This window comes from Rhizobium sp. LjRoot254 (genome assembly GCF_964254105.1).
Lineage (GTDB): Bacteria > Pseudomonadota > Alphaproteobacteria > Rhizobiales > Rhizobiaceae > Rhizobium_E.
Genome location: NZ_CAXUSM020000001.1, coordinates 5,768,414 through 5,787,075, shown reverse-complemented (window position 1 = coordinate 5,787,075; position 18,662 = coordinate 5,768,414). Strand labels below are relative to the sequence as shown.

The 18,662-nt window shown below is 58.8% G+C and carries 15 protein-coding genes, 1 tRNA gene and 1 pseudogene; 14 read left to right on the top strand and 3 right to left on the bottom strand.

Annotation, left to right across the window (positions count from 1 at the left end; genetic code table 11):
* Positions 1–52 precede the first annotated feature (52 nt).
* From ACSQ26_RS28485 to ACSQ26_RS28420, 14 genes are all read left to right on the top strand, one after another.
* A complete protein-coding gene (locus ACSQ26_RS28485) occupies positions 53–328 on the top strand; it encodes a DUF1778 domain-containing protein (RefSeq protein WP_436014969.1) in 276 nt (91 codons plus the stop codon).
* Positions 325–864, top strand: a complete 540-nt coding sequence (locus tag ACSQ26_RS28480) for a GNAT family N-acetyltransferase (RefSeq protein WP_436014967.1) — start codon at positions 325–327, stop codon at positions 862–864. Before ACSQ26_RS28485 ends, ACSQ26_RS28480 begins: the two co-directional genes overlap by 4 nt.
* 55 nt (positions 865–919) lie before the next feature.
* Positions 920–2,581, top strand: a complete 1,662-nt coding sequence (locus tag ACSQ26_RS28475; RefSeq protein WP_436014965.1) for an amidohydrolase — start codon at positions 920–922, stop codon at positions 2,579–2,581.
* Positions 2,582–2,633: 52 nt separating this feature from the next.
* Complete coding sequence (locus tag ACSQ26_RS28470) at positions 2,634–2,906, top strand: CopG family ribbon-helix-helix protein (protein WP_436014963.1); 273 nt, start codon at positions 2,634–2,636, stop codon at positions 2,904–2,906.
* Complete coding sequence (locus ACSQ26_RS28465; RefSeq protein ID WP_436014961.1) at positions 2,903–3,202, top strand: type II toxin-antitoxin system RelE/ParE family toxin; 300 nt, start codon at positions 2,903–2,905, stop codon at positions 3,200–3,202. Before ACSQ26_RS28470 ends, ACSQ26_RS28465 begins: the two co-directional genes overlap by 4 nt.
* A 128-nt stretch (positions 3,203–3,330) precedes the next feature.
* Positions 3,331–4,428 (top strand): ABC transporter ATP-binding protein, encoded by a 1,098-nt coding sequence (locus ACSQ26_RS28460; RefSeq protein ID WP_436014959.1) that lies wholly within the window; start codon positions 3,331–3,333, stop codon positions 4,426–4,428.
* A 1-nt stretch (position 4,429) separates the two neighbouring features.
* Complete coding sequence (locus ACSQ26_RS28455; protein WP_436014957.1) at positions 4,430–5,350, top strand: ABC transporter permease; 921 nt, start codon at positions 4,430–4,432, stop codon at positions 5,348–5,350.
* On the top strand, positions 5,343–6,143 hold the full coding sequence (locus ACSQ26_RS28450; RefSeq protein WP_436014955.1) for an ABC transporter permease: 801 nt from the start codon (positions 5,343–5,345) through the stop codon (positions 6,141–6,143). The genes ACSQ26_RS28455 and ACSQ26_RS28450 overlap by 8 nt, the downstream gene beginning before the upstream one ends.
* 20 nt (positions 6,144–6,163) lie before the next feature.
* Entirely contained in the window at positions 6,164–7,198 is a 1,035-nt protein-coding gene (locus tag ACSQ26_RS28445; protein WP_436014953.1) for an ABC transporter substrate-binding protein, read from the top strand.
* A gap of 68 nt (positions 7,199–7,266) precedes the next feature.
* The gene (locus ACSQ26_RS28440; RefSeq protein WP_436014951.1) at positions 7,267–8,298 is read left to right on the top strand and encodes a histone deacetylase family protein; all 1,032 of its coding nucleotides are present in this window, start codon (positions 7,267–7,269) and stop codon (positions 8,296–8,298) included.
* A gap of 114 nt (positions 8,299–8,412) precedes the next feature.
* Positions 8,413–8,487, top strand: a tRNA-Val gene (locus ACSQ26_RS28435).
* 317 nt (positions 8,488–8,804) lie between these two features.
* Positions 8,805–9,428 (top strand): tyrosine-type recombinase/integrase, encoded by a 624-nt coding sequence (locus ACSQ26_RS28430; RefSeq protein WP_436014949.1) that lies wholly within the window; start codon positions 8,805–8,807, stop codon positions 9,426–9,428.
* A gap of 13 nt (positions 9,429–9,441) precedes the next feature.
* The gene (locus ACSQ26_RS28425; protein WP_436014947.1) at positions 9,442–9,822 is read left to right on the top strand and encodes a DUF3768 domain-containing protein; all 381 of its coding nucleotides are present in this window, start codon (positions 9,442–9,444) and stop codon (positions 9,820–9,822) included.
* A 1,178-nt stretch (positions 9,823–11,000) separates the two neighbouring features.
* On the top strand, positions 11,001–11,732 hold the full coding sequence (locus tag ACSQ26_RS28420; protein ID WP_436014945.1) for a DNA-processing protein DprA: 732 nt from the start codon (positions 11,001–11,003) through the stop codon (positions 11,730–11,732).
* Positions 11,733–12,057: 325 nt separating this feature from the next.
* Here the strand turns inward: ACSQ26_RS28420 and ACSQ26_RS28415 are convergent.
* The 3 genes and pseudogenes from ACSQ26_RS28415 to ACSQ26_RS28405 form a co-directional block, all read right to left on the bottom strand.
* Positions 12,058–12,346, bottom strand: a pseudogene (locus ACSQ26_RS28415) (transposase); the annotation flags it as partial.
* A 7-nt stretch (positions 12,347–12,353) separates the two neighbouring features.
* Positions 12,354–13,556, bottom strand: a complete 1,203-nt coding sequence (locus ACSQ26_RS28410; protein ID WP_436014943.1) for a tyrosine-type recombinase/integrase — start codon at positions 13,554–13,556, stop codon at positions 12,354–12,356.
* A 214-nt stretch (positions 13,557–13,770) separates the two neighbouring features.
* Positions 13,771–18,579 carry an NAD-glutamate dehydrogenase gene (locus ACSQ26_RS28405; protein ID WP_436014941.1) on the bottom strand — a complete coding sequence of 1,603 codons (4,809 nt, stop codon included), beginning with the start codon at positions 18,577–18,579 and terminating at the stop codon, positions 13,771–13,773.
* Positions 18,580–18,662: the final 83 nt, after the last annotated feature.

Sequence of the window (18,662 nt, the reverse complement as noted above, 5' to 3'; positions counted from 1 at the left end):
TTGACCACAACGGGAGCCTGTTGTACACTTTGAATGCGTACAGGAGACTTCCATGCCCAGACCTGCTGTGGAAAACAGTCGTTATGCAATGCGCATCGATGCAAGCGAGAAGGCTCGGCTCATGCGGGCGGCATCGCTCGAACAGACGGACCTCAAGGATTTCATCCTGCGCAGTGCTCTGGAGGCTGCCGAAGCCGTGATCGACCGCGCCGAACATATCGCACTTTCCGAACGGGACACCCGACTGTGGCTCGATCTCCTCGATAATCCACCTCGGCCGAACACAAGGCTCGTCGCCGCCGCAAAAGCTCTGCCGGACAACCGATGAGCCTTCCCGTCTGGAACGAGGCTGCGATCGAAAAGATTCACGACCGCAAGGGCTTTGATTGTGGGCAAACGGATCTCAACACATTTCTTGCGCAGCATGCCCGGCAGGCCCATGAGAGCAGCGTCTCCAAGACCTATGTCGCTCTTGATGCAGCGGATCGGACCACAATCCATGGCTTCTATACCCTGAGCCCGGCGCAGGTGGAATTTCACCGCGTACCGGATCTCGCGCGCCCGAAAGGCGGAAGGTATCCGGTCGGAGGATTTCGCTTGGGAAGACTGGCAGTGAGCAAATCGCTGCATGGAAAGGGACTGGGCGGCCAGTTGCTTGTGGCTGCGGCCATACGCTGCATGCGGGCATCCGTGGAGATGGGTGGAACAGCCATGATGATCGATGCCAAGGACCAGGGTGCCGCCGCATGGTACCGACTCTATGGCGCCGTTCCGCTCAACGATGCGCCGCTTTCCCTGCTGTTACCTTACAACCTGTTGAAAGCCACACTCGAAGCAGCCGGCAAGCCGCTTGCTTTGAATTGAGCGGCGTTCAGCGATCATACCACAGACGATCTTTGCAATACCCCGGAGTTGACCCATGCCCCTCCTCATCACCAACGCCCGCATCCTCACCATGGACCCGGCCAATCCGCATGCCGAAGCAATGCTGCTCAAGGACGGCAGGATCGCCGCGATCGGCGGCCGGGCGGAGGTCGAGGCACTGAAGACGACCGACACGCGTGTCATCGACGCCGGCGGCAACACTGTCCTGCCCGGCCTCTCGGAAAACCATCTCCACCTCTTCTCCGGTTCGGCCGAACTCGATCATCTTCATCTCTCCGGCATCCAGGGCTTCGACGCCCTGAAGGATGCGGCGCAAGCCTATGCCGCGCGCATGCCGAACGAGATCGTGCTGTTCGGCCAGGGCGCCGATTACACGATCCTTGGCGAGGGCGAGCGCGTCACCCGCCACCATCTCGACCGAATCATTCCAGACCGCCCCTTCGCGATCTTCGCGCACGACCATCACACCGCCTGGGCCAATACCAAGGCGCTGGAACTGGCCGGCCTTCTGCATGGCAAGGAACTCGGCCCCGGCAACGAAGTGGTGATGGGCGAGGATGGCCTTGCCAATGGCGAACTCCGGGAAATGGAGGCCTTCGGCCCGATCCAGTTCGCCGCCGGCTTCGATCGCTATCGCCTCGGCCTCGCCACCGGCGGCGAGCCGGCCCCTTATCCCGCAGGTGCGGAATTCGAAAAAGATATCGCCGTCATGCGCCGCGGGCTCGATTACTGCGCCCGCCACGGCTTCACCTCGCTGCAATGCATGGACGGCAATCTCTATCAGCTTGAACTTCTCGCCGAGATCGAGAGGCGCGACGGCTTCCTGCCGCTCCGCGTCCGCATTCCCTTCCATCTCAAGAACTTCATGCCGCTGTCGATGCTGGAAAAGGCTTCCCAGATGGCCGAGAAATACAATTCGGACTTTCTCAGCTCCGGCACGGTCAAGATGTTCTATGACGGCGTGCTCGACAGTTGGACCGCAATCATGGTCGAGCCCTATGCCAACAAGCCGGATTCGACCGGCGGCGACAGCCTGTTCACCCCGGATGAGATGAAGGCGGCCGCGATCGAGATCGACCGGCGCGGTCTCCAGGTCGCCGTCCACGCCATCGGCGATGGCGCCGTCCGCGCCGTGCTCGATGGCTACGAAGCCGCACGAGAAGCGAATGGCACGCGTGACAGCCGCCATCGTGTCGAGCATATCGAGGTCGTCCACCCCGCCGACATCCACCGTTTCAGGGAACTCGGCGTCATCGCTTCCATGCAGCCGCCGCATCCGCCCGGCGCAATGGGCCTGCCGCTCGAACCGACCGTCTCGATGATCGGCCGCGACCGGTGGCCCTATTCCTATGCCTGGCGAACCCTGAAGGATGCCGGTGCGCATATCCCCTTCGCCTCGGATTGGCCCGTTTCACCGATCGATCCGATGCATGGCATCCAGGCGGCGGTAACACGCCAGAAATGGGCCGAGACCGATCCTGACCAGCGCTTCACCCTGATGGAGGCCATCGCCGCCTACACGATCGAAGGCGCCTACGCCGAATTCGCCGAAGACCGGAAGGGCATGCTGAAGCCGGGCTATTTCGCCGACGTGACGATCCTCGACAGCGATATCGAAGCAGTCGCCCCGGAAGATATCCACGCAATCAGGCCGTCCACCGTTATCTGCGGCGGTCGAATTACGTTCGAATCCTGATCGACCCACAGTTGGCGATTGCCCCAGCACGTCCATGTGCTACAATGTACACATGACAGCACAAGCCACTGACACCATGACCATCCGGCTGAGCAGTTCGACCAAGGAGAAACTGGCCGAACTCGCTCAACACACCCGGCGCACCAAATCTTTTCTCGCAAGCGAGGCGATCGCCGATTACGTCGAACGTGAGCTTGCTATTGTGGCCGGCGTGCAGCGCGGCCTCGACGATATGGCAGCAGGGCGGGTGACCGCCCATGATGTGGTCATGGATGAGATCGACCAGATCATCGCTCAATCCGAAGTGAGCCGGAACACCAAATGAGGCGTGTCGTATGGTCGGACACAGCGCGTGAGGACCTCCGAGCAGCCGTTCGCTACATCGCCGCCGAGGATCCGGGTGCTGCACGCCTCGTGCGAGGCAGAATAGATCGCACCGTCGCGCTTCTGGCGGAAGCAGCCGTCGGGCATCACGGACGCGTCAAAGGCACTTACGAGAAACTCATCCTGCGCACGTCCTACATTCTCGCCTACGCCATTTCCGACCGCACCATCACAATTCTCCATCTGATCCACGCACATCGCGACTGGCCCGAAGGCGCATGGCCTGCCGACGACTAGAAACCTTGCTTCGGATTTCCGGATCTTTCGCCTTATGAAATTTTGTTGAATGGCGAATCAGAATCCAGATTGTCAATTGCGGTTCCCTGTGGTCATCTAGCGGCCAAGAACAGGGAACAGCAAACAGCATGACAGCGAGCAACGCGATTGAAATTCGCGGCGTATCGAAATTCTACGGCTATGGCGAACATCGCATCGCCGCCGTCAGCGGCGCCAATCTGGCCATCCGCCAGAATGAATTCTTCACCCTCCTCGGCCCCTCCGGTTGCGGCAAGACCACGCTTCTCCGCCTGATTGCCGGCTTCGAATTTCCCCAGGAGGGCGAGTTGCTTCTCTATGGCGAAAATATCGCCGCCATGCCGCCCTACAAGCGGCCGGTCAACACGGTCTTCCAGAGTTACGCGCTCTTCCCGCACATGACCGTCGCCGACAATATCGGCTTCGGGCTGAAGATGCTCGGCAAGCCGAAGGCTGATGTCGATGCGCGTGTGGCCGAGATGCTCAAGCTCGTACGCATGGAGCAATATGCCAAGCGCCAGACCAGCCAGCTCTCCGGCGGCCAACAGCAGCGCGTGGCACTCGCCCGCGCACTGGCGCCGGCGCCGAAAGTGCTGCTGCTCGACGAGCCGCTATCGGCGCTCGATTACAAGCTGCGCAAGGAAATGCAGATCGAGCTCAAGCGCCTGCAGACCGAAACCGGCATTACCTTCGTATTCGTCACCCACGACCAGGAAGAAGCGCTCACCATGTCGGACCGCATCGCAGTCATGTCGTCGGGCAATATCCTGCAGGTCGGCGGCCCTCGCGAGATCTATGATACGCCGGCCAACCGCTTCGTCGCCGATTTCATCGGCGAGACCAATTTCCTCAAGGGCAAGATCACCGGCATCGACAACGGCACGGCGTCGCTCGCGCTGCCGGCCGGTGCCAAACTCTCCGCACTCTCACCGGAAAACGCAAAAAGCGGCGACGAGATTACCGTGATGGTCCGCCCGGAGCATGCGCGGATTGCCAGCCCGGCACGCGGCGAAGAGCCGATCCTTTCGGGTTCGCTGACCAATATCATCTATCTCGGCACCGACACCTATTTCAACGTCAAGCTCGCCGATGGCGAGGTCTTCACCATCCGCCAGCAGAACAGGCCAGGCGAAGAGGGATCGCAGGCCGTGGGCGACGCGGCCGGCATCACTTTTCCGCAGGGCGCGATCCGCGTGCTGAGGACATGACATGACGCCGCAGCAACAGATCATCGAGGACGAGGCCAAGCGGGATGTCCGCAATCGATGGCTGCTTTCGGCGCCCGCTCTTCTCATCGTGCTGCTTGCCGCGACCGGTCCGCTGCTCGTCGTCCTCGTCTATTCTTTCCTGACCCCAGGCCCCTATGGCGATGTCATCTGGAAGGGTTCGACCGACGGCTGGGTCAGCGTGCTTCTCCAGCGCGATATTTTCGATGATACACTATCTCTCGCGGATGCGCATCTCTCGATCTTCCTGCGCTCGCTGAGGCTGTCGGTCCTGACCACGATCCTGGCACTGGTGCTCGGTTTTCCTACGGCGTATTTCATCGCCACACGGCCGCAGCGCACGCGCGAACTCTGGGTCTTCCTGATCACCATTCCGTTCTGGACCAATCTCCTGATCCGCACATTCGCGATGCTGGAGATCATCCGCAACCAGGGCCTCGTCAATACGGCACTGATCGAGCTCGGGGTGATTTCGTCACCGATCCAGATGCTGTTCACCGATGGTGCCATCCTCGCCGGCATGGTCTATGTCTACCTGCCGCTGATGGTGCTGCCGCTTTATGCCAGCATGGAAAAGCTCGATTTCCGGCTCGTCGAAGCAGGCTACGATCTCTATGCCACGCCGTTCCAGGTTCTGCGTAAGATCATCATTCCATTTGTCAAGCCGGGAATGATCGCGGGCTCCATCCTCGTCTTCATCCCGTCGCTCGGTGCCTATGTCACGCCCTCGGTGCTCGGCGGCGGCAAGAACATGATGCTCGGCAACCTGATCGAGCTGCAATTCGGCCAGGGACGAAACTGGCCGCTCGGCTCGGCGATCTCGATCACCCTGATGATGATCGTCATGGTCGCTCTGCTTTTCTATGTCCGCAATGCCGGATCGGGAGAGCGCAGCCATGGCTAGGAGCTTCAATGTCCGCCGTCAGAAAGGCTTCACCACGATCGCGATGATCGCATTCTTCATGCTCTACCTGCCGATCATCGTGCTCGTCATCTTCGCCTTCAATGCCGGCGAGAACTTCTCCCAATGGGATGGCCTGTCGCTTCGCTGGTTCGAGAAGGCGGTCAACAATGTCGAGGTGATCGACGCCTCGATCCGCTCGCTGCAGATCGCCGTCATCGCCGCCCTGATCGCCACGGTCGCCGCCACCCTCGCCGCCATCGCCACAACCAGGACAACAGGCTATCGCGGCCTGACGGCGAAATATGCCTTCCTCAACCTGCCGCTGATGGTGCCTGAGATCGTCACCGCCGTGGCGCTGTTGATATTCTTCTCGCGGATCAAGATCTGGACCGGTTATTCCGGCCTTGGCTATCTCATCGCGGCCCATACCGCATTCTGCATTCCGTTCGCCTATCTGCCGGTCCGGGCACGGCTCGAGAATATGGACATGACGCTGGAAAGGGCGGCTGCCGACCTCTACGCCACACCCTTCAAGGCCTTCCGTTTCGTCACATTGCCGCTGCTGTGGCCGGGTATCATCGCCGGCTTCATGCTGGCCTTCGTGATCTCGCTCGACGACGTCGTCATCACCGAATTCGTCAAGTCCGGCGGGCAGGATACGCTGCCGACCTACATGCTCGGCCAGATCCGCCGCGCGACGACGCCTGAGATCAATGCGATCTCCACCGTGTTCCTGCTGCTCTCGATTGCGGCGGTCACGATCTTCTTCTTCATCAATCGAAAACGTGCGTAAAACAAGAAAGGGAAACAACTATGAAAACGGGTAGGAAAATTCTGGCTGCGGCAGCGATGCTGCTGGCCTCCACGGCGATGGCATATGCCGACGGCGAACTGCAAATTTACAACTGGGGCAATTACACCAGCCCCGACATGATCAAGAAGTTCGAGAAGGAAAACAACGTCAAGGTCACCATCACCGACTATGACTCCAACGATACGGCGCTCGCCAAGATCCGCCAGGGCGGCCATGGCTTCGATATCGTCGTGCCCTCGCAGAATTATGTCCCGATCTGGATTTCCGAAGGCCTGCTGCTCGAAACCGATCCATCCAAGATGCCGAACTTCAAGAACGTCGCCAAGCAATGGGCCGATCCTCCGTTCGATCCCGGTCGCAAATACACTGTTCCGTGGGCGATGGGCACCGTCGGCACGGTCGTGAACACAGACGTCTACAAGGGCGACATCAACACCTGGGCCATCGTCTTCGACACGCCTGATGAGCTCAAGGGCAAGGTCAACGTCGTGCCTGAGATGAACGACGTGATCGATGCGGCCGTGCTCTATAACGGCGGCAAGAAATGCACCGGCGACCTGACGATCCTGAAGAAGGTCCGCGACACGCTTGTTGCCGCCAAGCCCAACTGGGTTGCCATGGAATACGGCACGATCGACAAGATGGTTGCCGGCGACTTTGCTGCTTCGAGCGACTGGAATGGCTCGGCACTTCGCCAACGCCTGCAGAAGCCTTCGATCCGTTACGGCTATCCGAAGGAGGGCTTCGTCTACTGGTCCGACAATGTCGGAGTGCTGAAGGACGCCAAGAATGTCGAGAATGCCAAGCTGTTCCAGAACTTCATGATGGATCCGGAAAATGCCGGCATGAACTCGGGCTTCCACCGCTATGCCAACGGCATCGATGGCTCCGACAAGTTCATGCCATCAGACATGAAGGACGCGCCCGAGGTCAACGTGCCGGCGGAATTCGCCAAGAATGGCGTTCAGTCCGAGACCTGCCCGCCAGAGGTCCAGGTGCTCTACACCAAGATCTGGACTGAACTGCAGAAGTAAGACCAGTCTAATAGTCTGGCCGCCTCGCATACCTGCGGGGCGGCCTTTCTTCAATGCGAGTATGGATCATGAAGACTGTCTTTTCGCCGCGCCATCACGGCCATTCCGGCAACACCGAACTCGTCGCCGGCGCCATCGTGCCCGCCTTCGAGATGCCCTCGCGCGCGGAGTTCGTCCTCTCGCGTGTCAAGGAAGTCAATCTTGGCCCGGTAGTCGAACCCGTCGAGCACGATCTCTCCACCGCCGCCAAGGTGCATGACAAGGCCTATCTCGATTTCCTGCCCACCGTCTATTCGCGCTGGAAGGCGGAGGGCCGCGAGGGCACGGCATTGCCCTTCACCTGGCCGACGCGTGGCCTGCGCGGCGACAAGCTGCCCGAACATATCGACGGTCAGCTCGGCTTCTATTCCTTTGACGGCGGCTGTGGCCATGTCGAAGGCACCTGGGACGCGATCAAATCCTCGCATGACGTGGCGCTCACCGCCGCCGGTCTGGTGCAACACGGCGAACGCGCGGCCTTTGCGCTGTGCCGCCCGCCCGGCCACCATGCGGGCCACAACTTCATGGCCGGCTACTGCTACATCAACAACGCTGCCGTCGCCGCCCAGTGGTTCCTCGACCACGGCGCCAAACGCGTCTCGATCCTCGACGTCGATTATCACCATGGCAACGGCACGCAGGAAATCTTCTACGCCCGCAATGACGTGCAGGTGATCAACCTCCACGCCGACCCGATGCAGGAGTATCCCTATTTCCTCGGCCATGCCGATGAGAAGGGCCAGGACGCCGGCGAGGGCTTCAACCTGAATTATCCCATGCGCTGGGGCACCGACTGGGAGACATGGAGCGCCGCACTCGACGACGGCTGCCGCAAGCTCGCCGGATACGCGCCCGATGTCATGATCGTCTCGCTCGGCGTCGATACCTATGAGAAAGACCCGATCTCCAAGTTCAAGCTGAAGATCGAGGACTTCCCCAAGATCGGCGCCCGCATCGCCGGGCTCGGCCTGCCGACGCTGTTCGTCATGGAAGGCGGCTACGCCGTCGCCGACATCGGCACCAACGCTGTCGGCGTCCTGATCGGCTTCGAAGGCGGCTGATCCGAAATCTGGCGCCTACTGCTTTCCTGATCTCTTGCAAAGCCCAGGAAAAACTGCTAGTCAGGCGCCAATTCCGCCGAAGAGTTTCAATTCATTGTTATTTTTCATGGGGATGGGCGTGTAGCTCAGCGGGAGAGCACTTCGTTCACACCGAAGGGGTCACAGGTTCGATCCCTGTCACGCCCACCATCCTTTCCTCAATAATTTCAATATGTTGTTGCGCGCAAAAATTGATCGCATGCCGGCTTCATTATTTGCCAGTAATCACACAGTAATCAGCTTTATGGGAAGTCGCGGGAACGTTGGAACCGAGTTTTTGACGGTTCTCCACGGGCGTCCGCCCAATTCACATTTTGCCATGCCGCAGGATGAATTTGAACTCTGGCGCAGGCATTTCACGGCGGGCGAAAAAATCTCTAAATATCTGATATAATTACGTATTCGGACTTGAGAAGGAGGCTTCGTTGTGATTCAATGGGAGGGCAAACGTCCACATTGAGGCTCACATGGCAGGCGGTCAGGCAAAAATCCTATCCGACGCGGATATCAAGCGACTCCTGAAGGTCGCCAATGAGTCGCGGCATCCCTTTCGCAATTCCGCAATCGTGCAACTCAGTGTCCGCGCCGGACTGCGAGCATCCGAAATTGCACTGCTGGATTGGTCCATGGTGACGGATGGTCGAGGCAATGTGGCGAACGTCATCACCCTTCCCGGCGCGATCACCAAGTACGGGCTGGCTCGCCGCCTTCCCATTCATAGCGACCTCAAACGCTCGCTTGTGAAATTGAGAAGCCGCAGTATGCGCAAGGGTCCAGTGATCGTCAGCGAACGAGGGCCCGTTGAATCACCGTTCGACGGATTGGTGAGTGAGCCTCTAACTCCACTCCCCATGACACCAAAGTCTATCGTGAACTGGTTTACCCAAGCATGCCGCCAAGCTCAGTTGGAAGGGTGTTCGTCGCATTCAGGTCGCCGGACGTTCGTTACCCGAGCAGCGCGCCTTGTCTCGAAAGCAGGCGGCTCACTCCGGGACGTTCAGCAACTTGTAGGGCATCGATCCATTGAGACCACTCAAGCCTACATTGACGGCGACCACGATATCCAGCGTCGCCTCATTCGCATGATGTAAAAGGGGACTAGACATGAAAAATTCGGACTCAACAGAAGAACAAAAAGTGAACAAATCGAATGATGCCACTGAGGGCCAACTCAAAATCCGGGCTCTGAACGACGAACTTCGTGTGAACGGTCGTGGCGGACAAATTCTGCTGACACTTGGCGTTGATGGACTCGGTCACGACAGAAAGCGACATGTTATGGATGCCGTTCGCTCCTACAATTCATTCTCCGAGGATAACGATCCCTACGGCGAGCATGACTTCGGCGAGGTCGAGATCGATACCAACAGCGTAATGTTCAAGATCGACTACTACGATCTCTCTGGACGCTTCCGTTCGCCCAATCCTGCCGACCCGGCAAGCACAATGCGGATCATGACTATTATGCTTTCTAACGATTACTGAGGACGATGCGGTGAGGTTAGGAAAACATTCTGAAAGCTTTAAAACGGCCGTCATTCATCAGCCCGCCCGCCCGTTTAGACAGGGATCTTTGGACGCATATTGCGGGTTCTATTCCATCGCCAATGCCATGTTGAAGATCAGACCTGAAGTCTTCGATAAGCAGGAAAGTCCTTCGGGCCTACTCCGCGCGATGATGAGAACTGCGGCGCGTATTTGCCCCCCAGCAGAACTTGTTCACGAGGGGATGGACGGCATTGAATTGGACTGCGTCGCCAAAGCCGCAATCCGCTACATGCATCGAATCGGATATGACTTCCACCTCGTCCGGCCAAGTCGACTTGGGTTAGGGCCGCATAGTCGAGACCCGGCGAAATGGCTCTCCGACGCGGCAGCGTTGACATCGATCGCGGTGATCCTACACCTTGATGACGGCGATCAAGGTCATTGGTCGGTATTAAGCTGCACCAAAGGGACCCGCGTCACGCTATTTGATAGCGATGAGATGAAGTCGGCAAAGATTGCCCAATGCCAGCCTCACCTAGCAATTGCTCGAGCCCCCACCGCACGGCGGGCCGGTTAAGACTACCTGAGCGCTCGTTGCCTCTTCCTCAATTGCAGAGCGCTTGTAGCTTAGCGGGTTGCGTGCCTCCGGTCAAAATACGTTGCAAGCAATAGCTGATGGCCTCACAGAACGCGGCATCAAGGCCCTCGCGGCGGATCATGGGCGTTGGACAGGTTGCGAATTTGCTCGCACGGCTCGCTGCATAATCAGTTGCGCATTATTCCTTCGTGATGAACCGGGCACGGTCTAGCAGTTCGTCGAAAGTCAGAATCTCTATGTTGCGAGTGTCGCGACGAAAAGCTCGAATGTGTCACGCTTTCGGACGCGGGTGTAGTCTTGTCGAGGTGGGAATGCCAGCGGATTGGCTCGCCTTGAGCGATCACGTCCCATCGCCTTCGACGTGCTGCCCTAAGGCGTGGTCATATACCACAGGGGGAAATAGCATCACAAACCAGCCAGAATTGACTATCAAACATAGAACATATAGAGAACATTTGGTAGTGCAAGTCGCCGGTAACCGCGAGACAAGGAATATTTGTGTTAATAAGTATCTTCCGCCCGCTGAGGGAGTTGATACCTCGACGGCTTCGATGAAACTGGAGTTGGAGAACTTACAATGAACGGAATGTTGTTTTCGCAACGAGACAACGGCCCGGCTGTATCCCCCATTTTTCCGGGTAAGGAGCTGGGGGCCTATGAAGCCATGTGGCTGGAGGAAAAGGCAACCTTTAAGACCATCGCTGACCGTTTCAGCGCTGACCCCGCTGCCATGCCTTCGGATTTCGTTGAGCCGAAAGTTATCGAGCAGGCCACTCAAGAGGTCTATGAGAAGCTAAGGCACGCTGGCGTCAAGCGCTATGGCGTGCGAATTCATCATGCCGGCGACTATCCCGAAAAGCTGCGAGACGCAAAATATCCTGTAGAGGTTTTGTATTTTCAGGGCTACTGGGAATTGGCCGAAACGCCGAGTGTGGCAATTGTTGGCAGTCGAAAGGCTAGCCCGGATGGATTGGATAAGGCTGCGCGTATTGCCACGGCTATGGTCAAGAAGGGCCTCACGGTTGTGTCTGGGCTGGCCGAGGGCATAGATACTGCAGCCCTTACGGCCGCCATCGAAGCAGGTGGCCAGACGATCGCTGTGATCGGGACGCCGCTTGGTCAATACTATCCGAAGTCCAACAAGGATCTTCAGGACAAAATTGCGCGGGACTATCTTCTCATTTCGCAGGTGCCCGTGCTGCGATACGCCCGTCAGACCGTGAAACACAATCGACTGTTCTTCCCCGAGCGAAATGTGACCATGAGCGCGCTGACGCTTGGAACAGTGATAGTCGATCCATGCGGATGAAGTAGTTATCGACGTCATTAGCGAAATCATTGCCAAAAGGTTCTCCGACCCGGCTCGCTCCAGCGCAGTGCTGGAAAATTGGTTCGAAAATATCTCCGCCAAGCTTAGATTAGATTATGGCGTACAAATGAACTTTAATGGGTAACAATTAATTTCACCCCAAAGTTTATACCATAGGCTTACCCTGTAGCAGATAGTTGATGTCGACCGCATGTCACGGCGTCTGTTCACAAACAAGCGACTTCACGGCTGAATATACCCTAACGTGTGTTGATTTACACCAAGAGCTCTCGGTTCGGACCCGAAAAGACCTTAACGATATCCGCATCTTGCGAGTCATGAGCCTGCAGATTTGGGCGATCGTGATGCACCTCGACTGAAGCGATGGATTTCTTGAAGTCCTTTGCCAACCTGCGGAACCGACCCAGCCATTCGAACGTCCGGTCTACGTTCCAGCGGCACGGCAGGATTTCAAAACCCTTCTCCTCGTTGGAACGCTCGATGATTTCGAGCGTCCATTTGTCGATTTTGTGCCGTCGCTTTTTCAGCTTATCGCCCGCATGGCCGCCTCCATCGGCGAAGACATGAAGGAGCCACGGCCTTCGCCGGATAGATACGTTACTATCCCCCCACGCTCTTGTTCAACGCAATCGAAATGTCATCTGCGGCCTGCCGCATCGGATCCGGCGCTAGATGCGCATAGCGCTGAGTCGTTTGCGCTTGACTGTGCCCGAGTAGCTTTCCAACGACATAGAGGCTTTGACCCGAGGACACGGCCGCGCTGGCGAAGTTGTGCCGCAGGTCGTGAAGGCGAAGGTCATCAAGTTTGGCGGCTTTGCGAACTTTGTCCCAGACCTTCTGAATGCTAATCGGTGTGACACCACCCGCTGCGGACGGGAAGACGAGGGGCGCGTCATCGACCCTCTCCAAGTCCTTAAGCAAGGCTAAGGCCCCTGCCCCAAACATCAGCACCTTCTGTCCTGTCTTACTGTCAGGCAGCTTTGCAAGGCTATGATCGAAGTCGATCCACCCCCATTGCAATGTCAGCGCTTCATTGCGACGGCACCCCGAGAGGAGCAAGAACCGGATCGCGGCAATCGCGAACTCGCTCGCACCCCGTTCCCGTTCGGTTTTCAAGGCGTCACCGAGGCGTTCCAATTCCTCAGCATTCAGATATCGATCGTGCTTCTTCAGTTTGAATTTCTTGACGCCTTTCGCTGGATTATCTGACCGCCAACCCAACTCCACGGCGTAGGTCAGCATCGAGGCTAGCAAGTCCATCGACCGATTGGCGGAACCGCGCCCGCCCTTCACAATCGCACGTCCGCGAGCTTTGGTCTTCTCGTCGGTAGCGGTCTTGCCATCTGCAACCTGCCCCAAATAGCGCTGGAGATCAGCCTTGGTTAGGTCTGCCACCTTCCGACGCCCCAGCAGCGGCAGGATGTGCCGGCGAGTAAGTCCCGCCTCGATCTCCCTTGTTCCAGCTTTCTTATGACTCATGCCTTCGGCGATGTAAGTCTTGGCCAATTCCGCGACTGTCGGCTGATCGCGCTTGGCACGCTTCTCCGAAGTCGGATCAACGCCTCGACTAACATCTGCGAGCATCCGTAGAGCGGCCTCCCTCGCTTGGTCTGGAGACCAAGGATGTCCGTACTGGCCTATCGTGAACCGACGCACGTCACCGTTCAACCGGCATTGGAGCACGAAGTTCTTCTTTCCGCCCTTCGTGACCTTAACCCCGAACCCCTTCAAGCTGTCATCCCAATAGAATGCATCCTGAGACGTCGCTTCCACTTGATCGATCCAACGTTTCGTTATCCTCATCCTTGCCCCCTTCGCAGTAATCAAATAGTAATCACTTCGACGGGAATTGGCAAGACATCGTCATATTCCTTGAGGCGCGCAATCCTCTTTATGTGTTTGAAAATAATGTAGTTATTTCACTAGGCAGGAAGTACCGGGAAATACGACCACTACATTCACACCGAAGGGGTCACAGGTTCGATCCCTGTCACGCCCACGATCCTTTTTCATCTCACTATCCCGGCCCACCCCGCCGCGTGCCGAATTCGGTTCCCGCGGTATCGCGCGCCAGATCGGTCAGCAGGCCGGCGGCGACGGTGATGCGGGCGAGGTTCGGTTCACCGCCGTCGCTGAGGCCCGAGAGCTCTTCGACGATGCGGTTGATGCGGACCTGGTCTCCGGCATGCCAGACCTCGACCGGACGTTTCTCCCTGGCGTGATTGGCGAGCGCGGCGATCACGATGTCACGCCGCGAGGTGGCGATCTGGTCGATGCTGCGCGCAAGCGCCAGATTCTCGTAGTGGTCGGACGTGACGATCCTGTTGCCTGCCGCAAGAAGGCGCTCGATGCGGAAGGTCTGCGACACGTCGAAATAGCCCTCGGCGGCACGCGTCAATGGCGCATCGGTACGCTCGACGATCTGCATGATCTCCGGCACCAGGGCGAAAACCGAAAGGCCGGCGATCTCTTCCGCCAGCTTCGCCGGCACCCCAGCATCGACATATTCGGTCCGGCGCGCGGCATATTCCGGCAAATGCCGTCCGGCCAGCGTCGGCTTGAGTTCCTTGAGCATGGCTTGAATGGTACCGACAACACTGGACATGTCGTCTTTCACCATGGTGGTCTTCAACAGCAGGCGCGTTAGCACGGTGAAGACATGGCCGATTTCCGCATAGAGACGATTCTGCATGCGTCCGGAAATCTTGCCGTCGAGCGCGTCGGTCTCGGTCCATAGCCGGGCGAGATGGAAACCGTCGCGGGCGATGATCGATGCGCGCACCACGTCGGGCGCAGTGGCGGCTGTCGCATCCATCATGTTGACGACGAAGGGCGAACCGCCGCGATTGATCGCCTCGTTGGCGAGGACGGTCGCAACGATCTCGCGGCGTAGCCGGTGACTTGCAATATCGGCGGCGTTCGACTTCCGCATCTTCGCCGGAAAATATTGGGCAAGCGTTGCTTCGAAATAGGGATCGTCGGGTAGTGGGCTCGCCACCAGCGCATCGAAGAGCACGATCTTGGCATAGGAGAGCAGAACGCCGATTTCCGCGCGGGTCAGCGGCTTTCCGGCCGCATAGCGTTCGGCAAGCGTGACATCGTCCGGCAAGGTTTCGACCTTGCGGTTCAATTGCTTGGCGCCTTCGAGCACGCTCATGAAGCGGGCCAGTTCCAGGCCGTTGGCCGTACCCTTCCTCTCCGTCAGCGAAATCGCCAGCGATTGTAGATAGTTGTTGCGCAGCACGAGCTCCGCCACCTCCTCGGTCATCGACGGCAGCAGCTGGTCGCGCTTCGCCCGCGTCAACCGTCCATCATGCATGGCGGCGGCAAGCGCGATCTTGATGTTGACCTCGACGTCAGAGGTGTTGACGCCGGCCGAATTGTCGATCGCATCGGAATTGCAGCGGCCACCCTTCAGACCATAGGCAATACGCCCCTTCTGTGTGACGCCGAGATTGGCGCCCTCGCCGATCACATTGGCGCGCACCTCATCCGCGGCGATGCGGATCGGATCGTTGGCGCGGTCGCCGACGTCGGCATCGGTTTCCGAAGCCGATTTGACATAGGTGCCGATGCCCCCGAACCAGAGCAGGTCGACGGGGCTCCTGAGGATCGCGCTCATGATCTCGAAGGGCGTCGCAACGCTCTTGTCGATCCCGATGGCCGATACCGCTTCCGGCGTCAGCGTCACCGATTTCGAGGCGCGGGAGATAATCATCGCCCCTTTCGAGAGCACGCTCTTGTTGAAATCCTGCCAGCTCGACCGAGGCAGGTCGAACAACCGCTGGCGCTCGGCGAGCGTCTTCGCCATATCCGGGTCCGGATCGATGAAGATGTCGCGATGGTCGAAGGCGGCGATGAGCCGGATCTTCGGCGAAAGCAGCATGCCATTGCCGAAGACGTCACCGGACATGTCGCCGACACCAGCCACCGTAAACGGCGTTGTCTGGATATCGATGTCCATCTCGCGGAAATGGCGTTTCGCCGTTTCCCAGGCGCCACGGGCCGTGATGCCCATCTTCTTGTGGTCGTAACCCGCCGAGCCGCCTGAGGCGAAGGCATCGTCCAGCCAGAAGCCCGCCTCCTGCGCAAGCGCATTGGCCGTGTCGGAAAAAGTCGCCGTGCCCTTGTCGGCCGCCACGACGAAATAAGGGTCGTCTCCATCGATGCGGACCGTATCCGGCGGTGGCACGATGTCGGCGCCCGAGATGTTGTCGGTGATCGAGAGCAGCGTTCGGATATAGGTCTTGTAGGCCTCGCGGCCGGCATTGAAGATCTCTTCACGGCTGCCGCCGACCGGGAGCTTCTTCGGATAGAAGCCGCCCTTGGCGCCGACGGGCACGATGACCGCGTTCTTGACCTGCTGTGCCTTCACGAGGCCCAGTACCTCCGTCCGGTAATCCTCGGCGCGATCCGACCAGCGCAGGCCGCCGCGTGCCACCTTACCGAAGCGCAGATGCACGCCTTCGACTTCGACGCCATAGACGAAGATTTCGCGGAAGGGCCGTGGCGCAGGTAGGCCGTCCACCAGTTTCGGATCGAGCTTGAACGCAAGCATCGCCCTCGGTGATCCGTCGGGATTGCGCTGGAAATAGTTGGTGCGCAGCGTCGCGTCGATGACATTGACATAGCGGCGCAGGATGCGGTCGTCGTCGAGGCTCGGCACATCGGAAAGCGCATTTTCGATCGCTGCGTGGAGGCCCTTAAGCTTCTTGGCGCGCGCCTTCTCCGCGAGCTTGATGTCGTGCTCGTCGTGGAAGAGACAGAACATGTTCGCGGCGATCTCTGGATATTTGTCCAGCGTCGCAGCGATATAATCCTGCGAATAGGCAATGCCCGCCTGGCGCAGATAGCGCGCATAGGCCCGTAGCACATTGGCTTCGCGCGCCGAAAGACCGGCGGACAGGATCAGCCGGTTGAAGCTGTCATTGTCGATGGCGCCGTTGAAGGCGGCGACGAACGCCTCTCCGAGCGCCGTGCCATATCGTTCGAGGTCGATGGCTCCGCCGTCGACGGCCTCGACCTTCATGTCGTGCAGAACGACGGACTTCGCTGCACTTTCGGCAGCCGGCATCTCGATATCGAAGGTTCGCTCGCTGACGGCATTGAAGCCGAGATTTTCCAGTAGCGGCACCCGGCGCGACAGTGCGAGCTGACCGCCCGCGTGGAAGATCTTGAGCGACAGCGCCGGGCCGTGCTCCTCCTCGCGGTGATAGAATTTGATGCGGATCGGCTCACCCCTGGCGCAGGCGAGGATGTCGGGAAGATCGGCCACAGTCTCCTCGGGCGTGAAAGAGTCCTGGAAGGCGTTGTCGACGCGGATCCTGCTTGCCTCGTGTCCGGCCAGGGCCTCGAAGCGCTCGACCCAGCGCGCGGTGATGCCACGGACCTTGTCTTCGAGCTCGGCCTGGGGAATACGCGGCGTCTTGCCGCCCGAGCGCCCGATGATGAAATGCACGCGTGCCACGCCGCCTTCCGGGAAAGCCGGATAATAGGCGGAGACGCGGCCGTCATAGACGGTCTTCAGATAGATCCCGATCTTCTCGCGGACGATGGAATCGTATTCCTCGCGCGGCACATAGACGAGCACGGAGACGAACCGATCGAAGTGGTCGATGCGCGGCAGCACGCGCACACGCGGCCGATCAGCCAGATCGTTGATCTGTTCGGCGAAGCTTGCGAGCAATGTTGCATCGATCTGGAAGAGGTCGTCGCGTGGATAGGATTCGAGCGTATTGGCCAGCATGCGGCCCGAATGGCTCATCGGGTCAAAACCGAAATGCGCCTTGACCCGCTCGACCTTGGAACGCAGGAGCGGGATCTCATCCGGGGTGGAGGTATAGGCAGTCGACGTGAAGAGACCGACGATGCGCAGTTCGCCGCTGACATTGCCCTTGTCGTCGAAGCGCTTGACGCCGACATAATCCATATAGCCGCGACGGTGTACCACCGACTTGACGTTGGCCTTGGTCACGATCAGGAAGTCGGGACCATCAAGGAAAGCAAGGATTTCAGGGGTGGTGGTCACGGCGTCCGTGCCCGTGCGGAGCACGCGGACATCCGGGTCCGACAGGATGCCGAGGCCGGCGCCCTTGTCGCGCTCGACCTTGGCGTCCAATCCCTTGCCGGAATAGACATATTCCCGCATGCCGAGGAAAGTGAAATTCCCGTTGCGCAGCCAGTCCAGGAAGGCGATTGCCTCGTCGCGGTCAGCCTTTCTGCGGCCAGCATCATGAGCTGACAACTCCTCGATGACAGCATCCATCTTGGAAAGCATCGGCTTCCAGCCGGAGACGACAAGCCCGACATGCTCCAGCACTGTCTTCAGACGTTTCAACAGATCGGCGGATTGCAGCTCTGTCAGGGGCGCAAGGTGAAGCTGAATGTGGCTGACCCGACTTGCCGGCGAGCCAGGATGTTCGGCCGAATAGAGTTCCGGCGACTTGCCCTTCTCGACAACCAGCATCGGGTGGACTGCCATGTAGAGGTCGCGATAGCTGCTCGTCACCTCGCCCATGACTGATTCAAAAAGGAAGGGCTTGTTGTGATCGGTCACCGAAAGCACTGAGACAGCCACGCCGCCAGGCTCGACATTTGCGACAGGCTCGATGCTGACGCGGGACGTCTTGCCGTCCCATGCGGCTAGCTCGCGGGCTGAACGAATGGCCGAATGCGCCAGCATTTCAGGGGTGTAGAGCCTGAGATCGTCGTCGCTCGCCCGATTGAAGAGAATTGCGGGGTCGAGATACGGCTTGCCAGTCCCCGCGGCAATGTCCCGCGCACCATCGAACTGCTTCCGCCTCTTGAGATCAGGTTTTCCAGCCATTTGTCGCTCCTCCCGATTGACGTATTCTTTTGATTAAGGCCGCACCGACATCACCATAACCAACTTCTTTCATTATGGCTTCG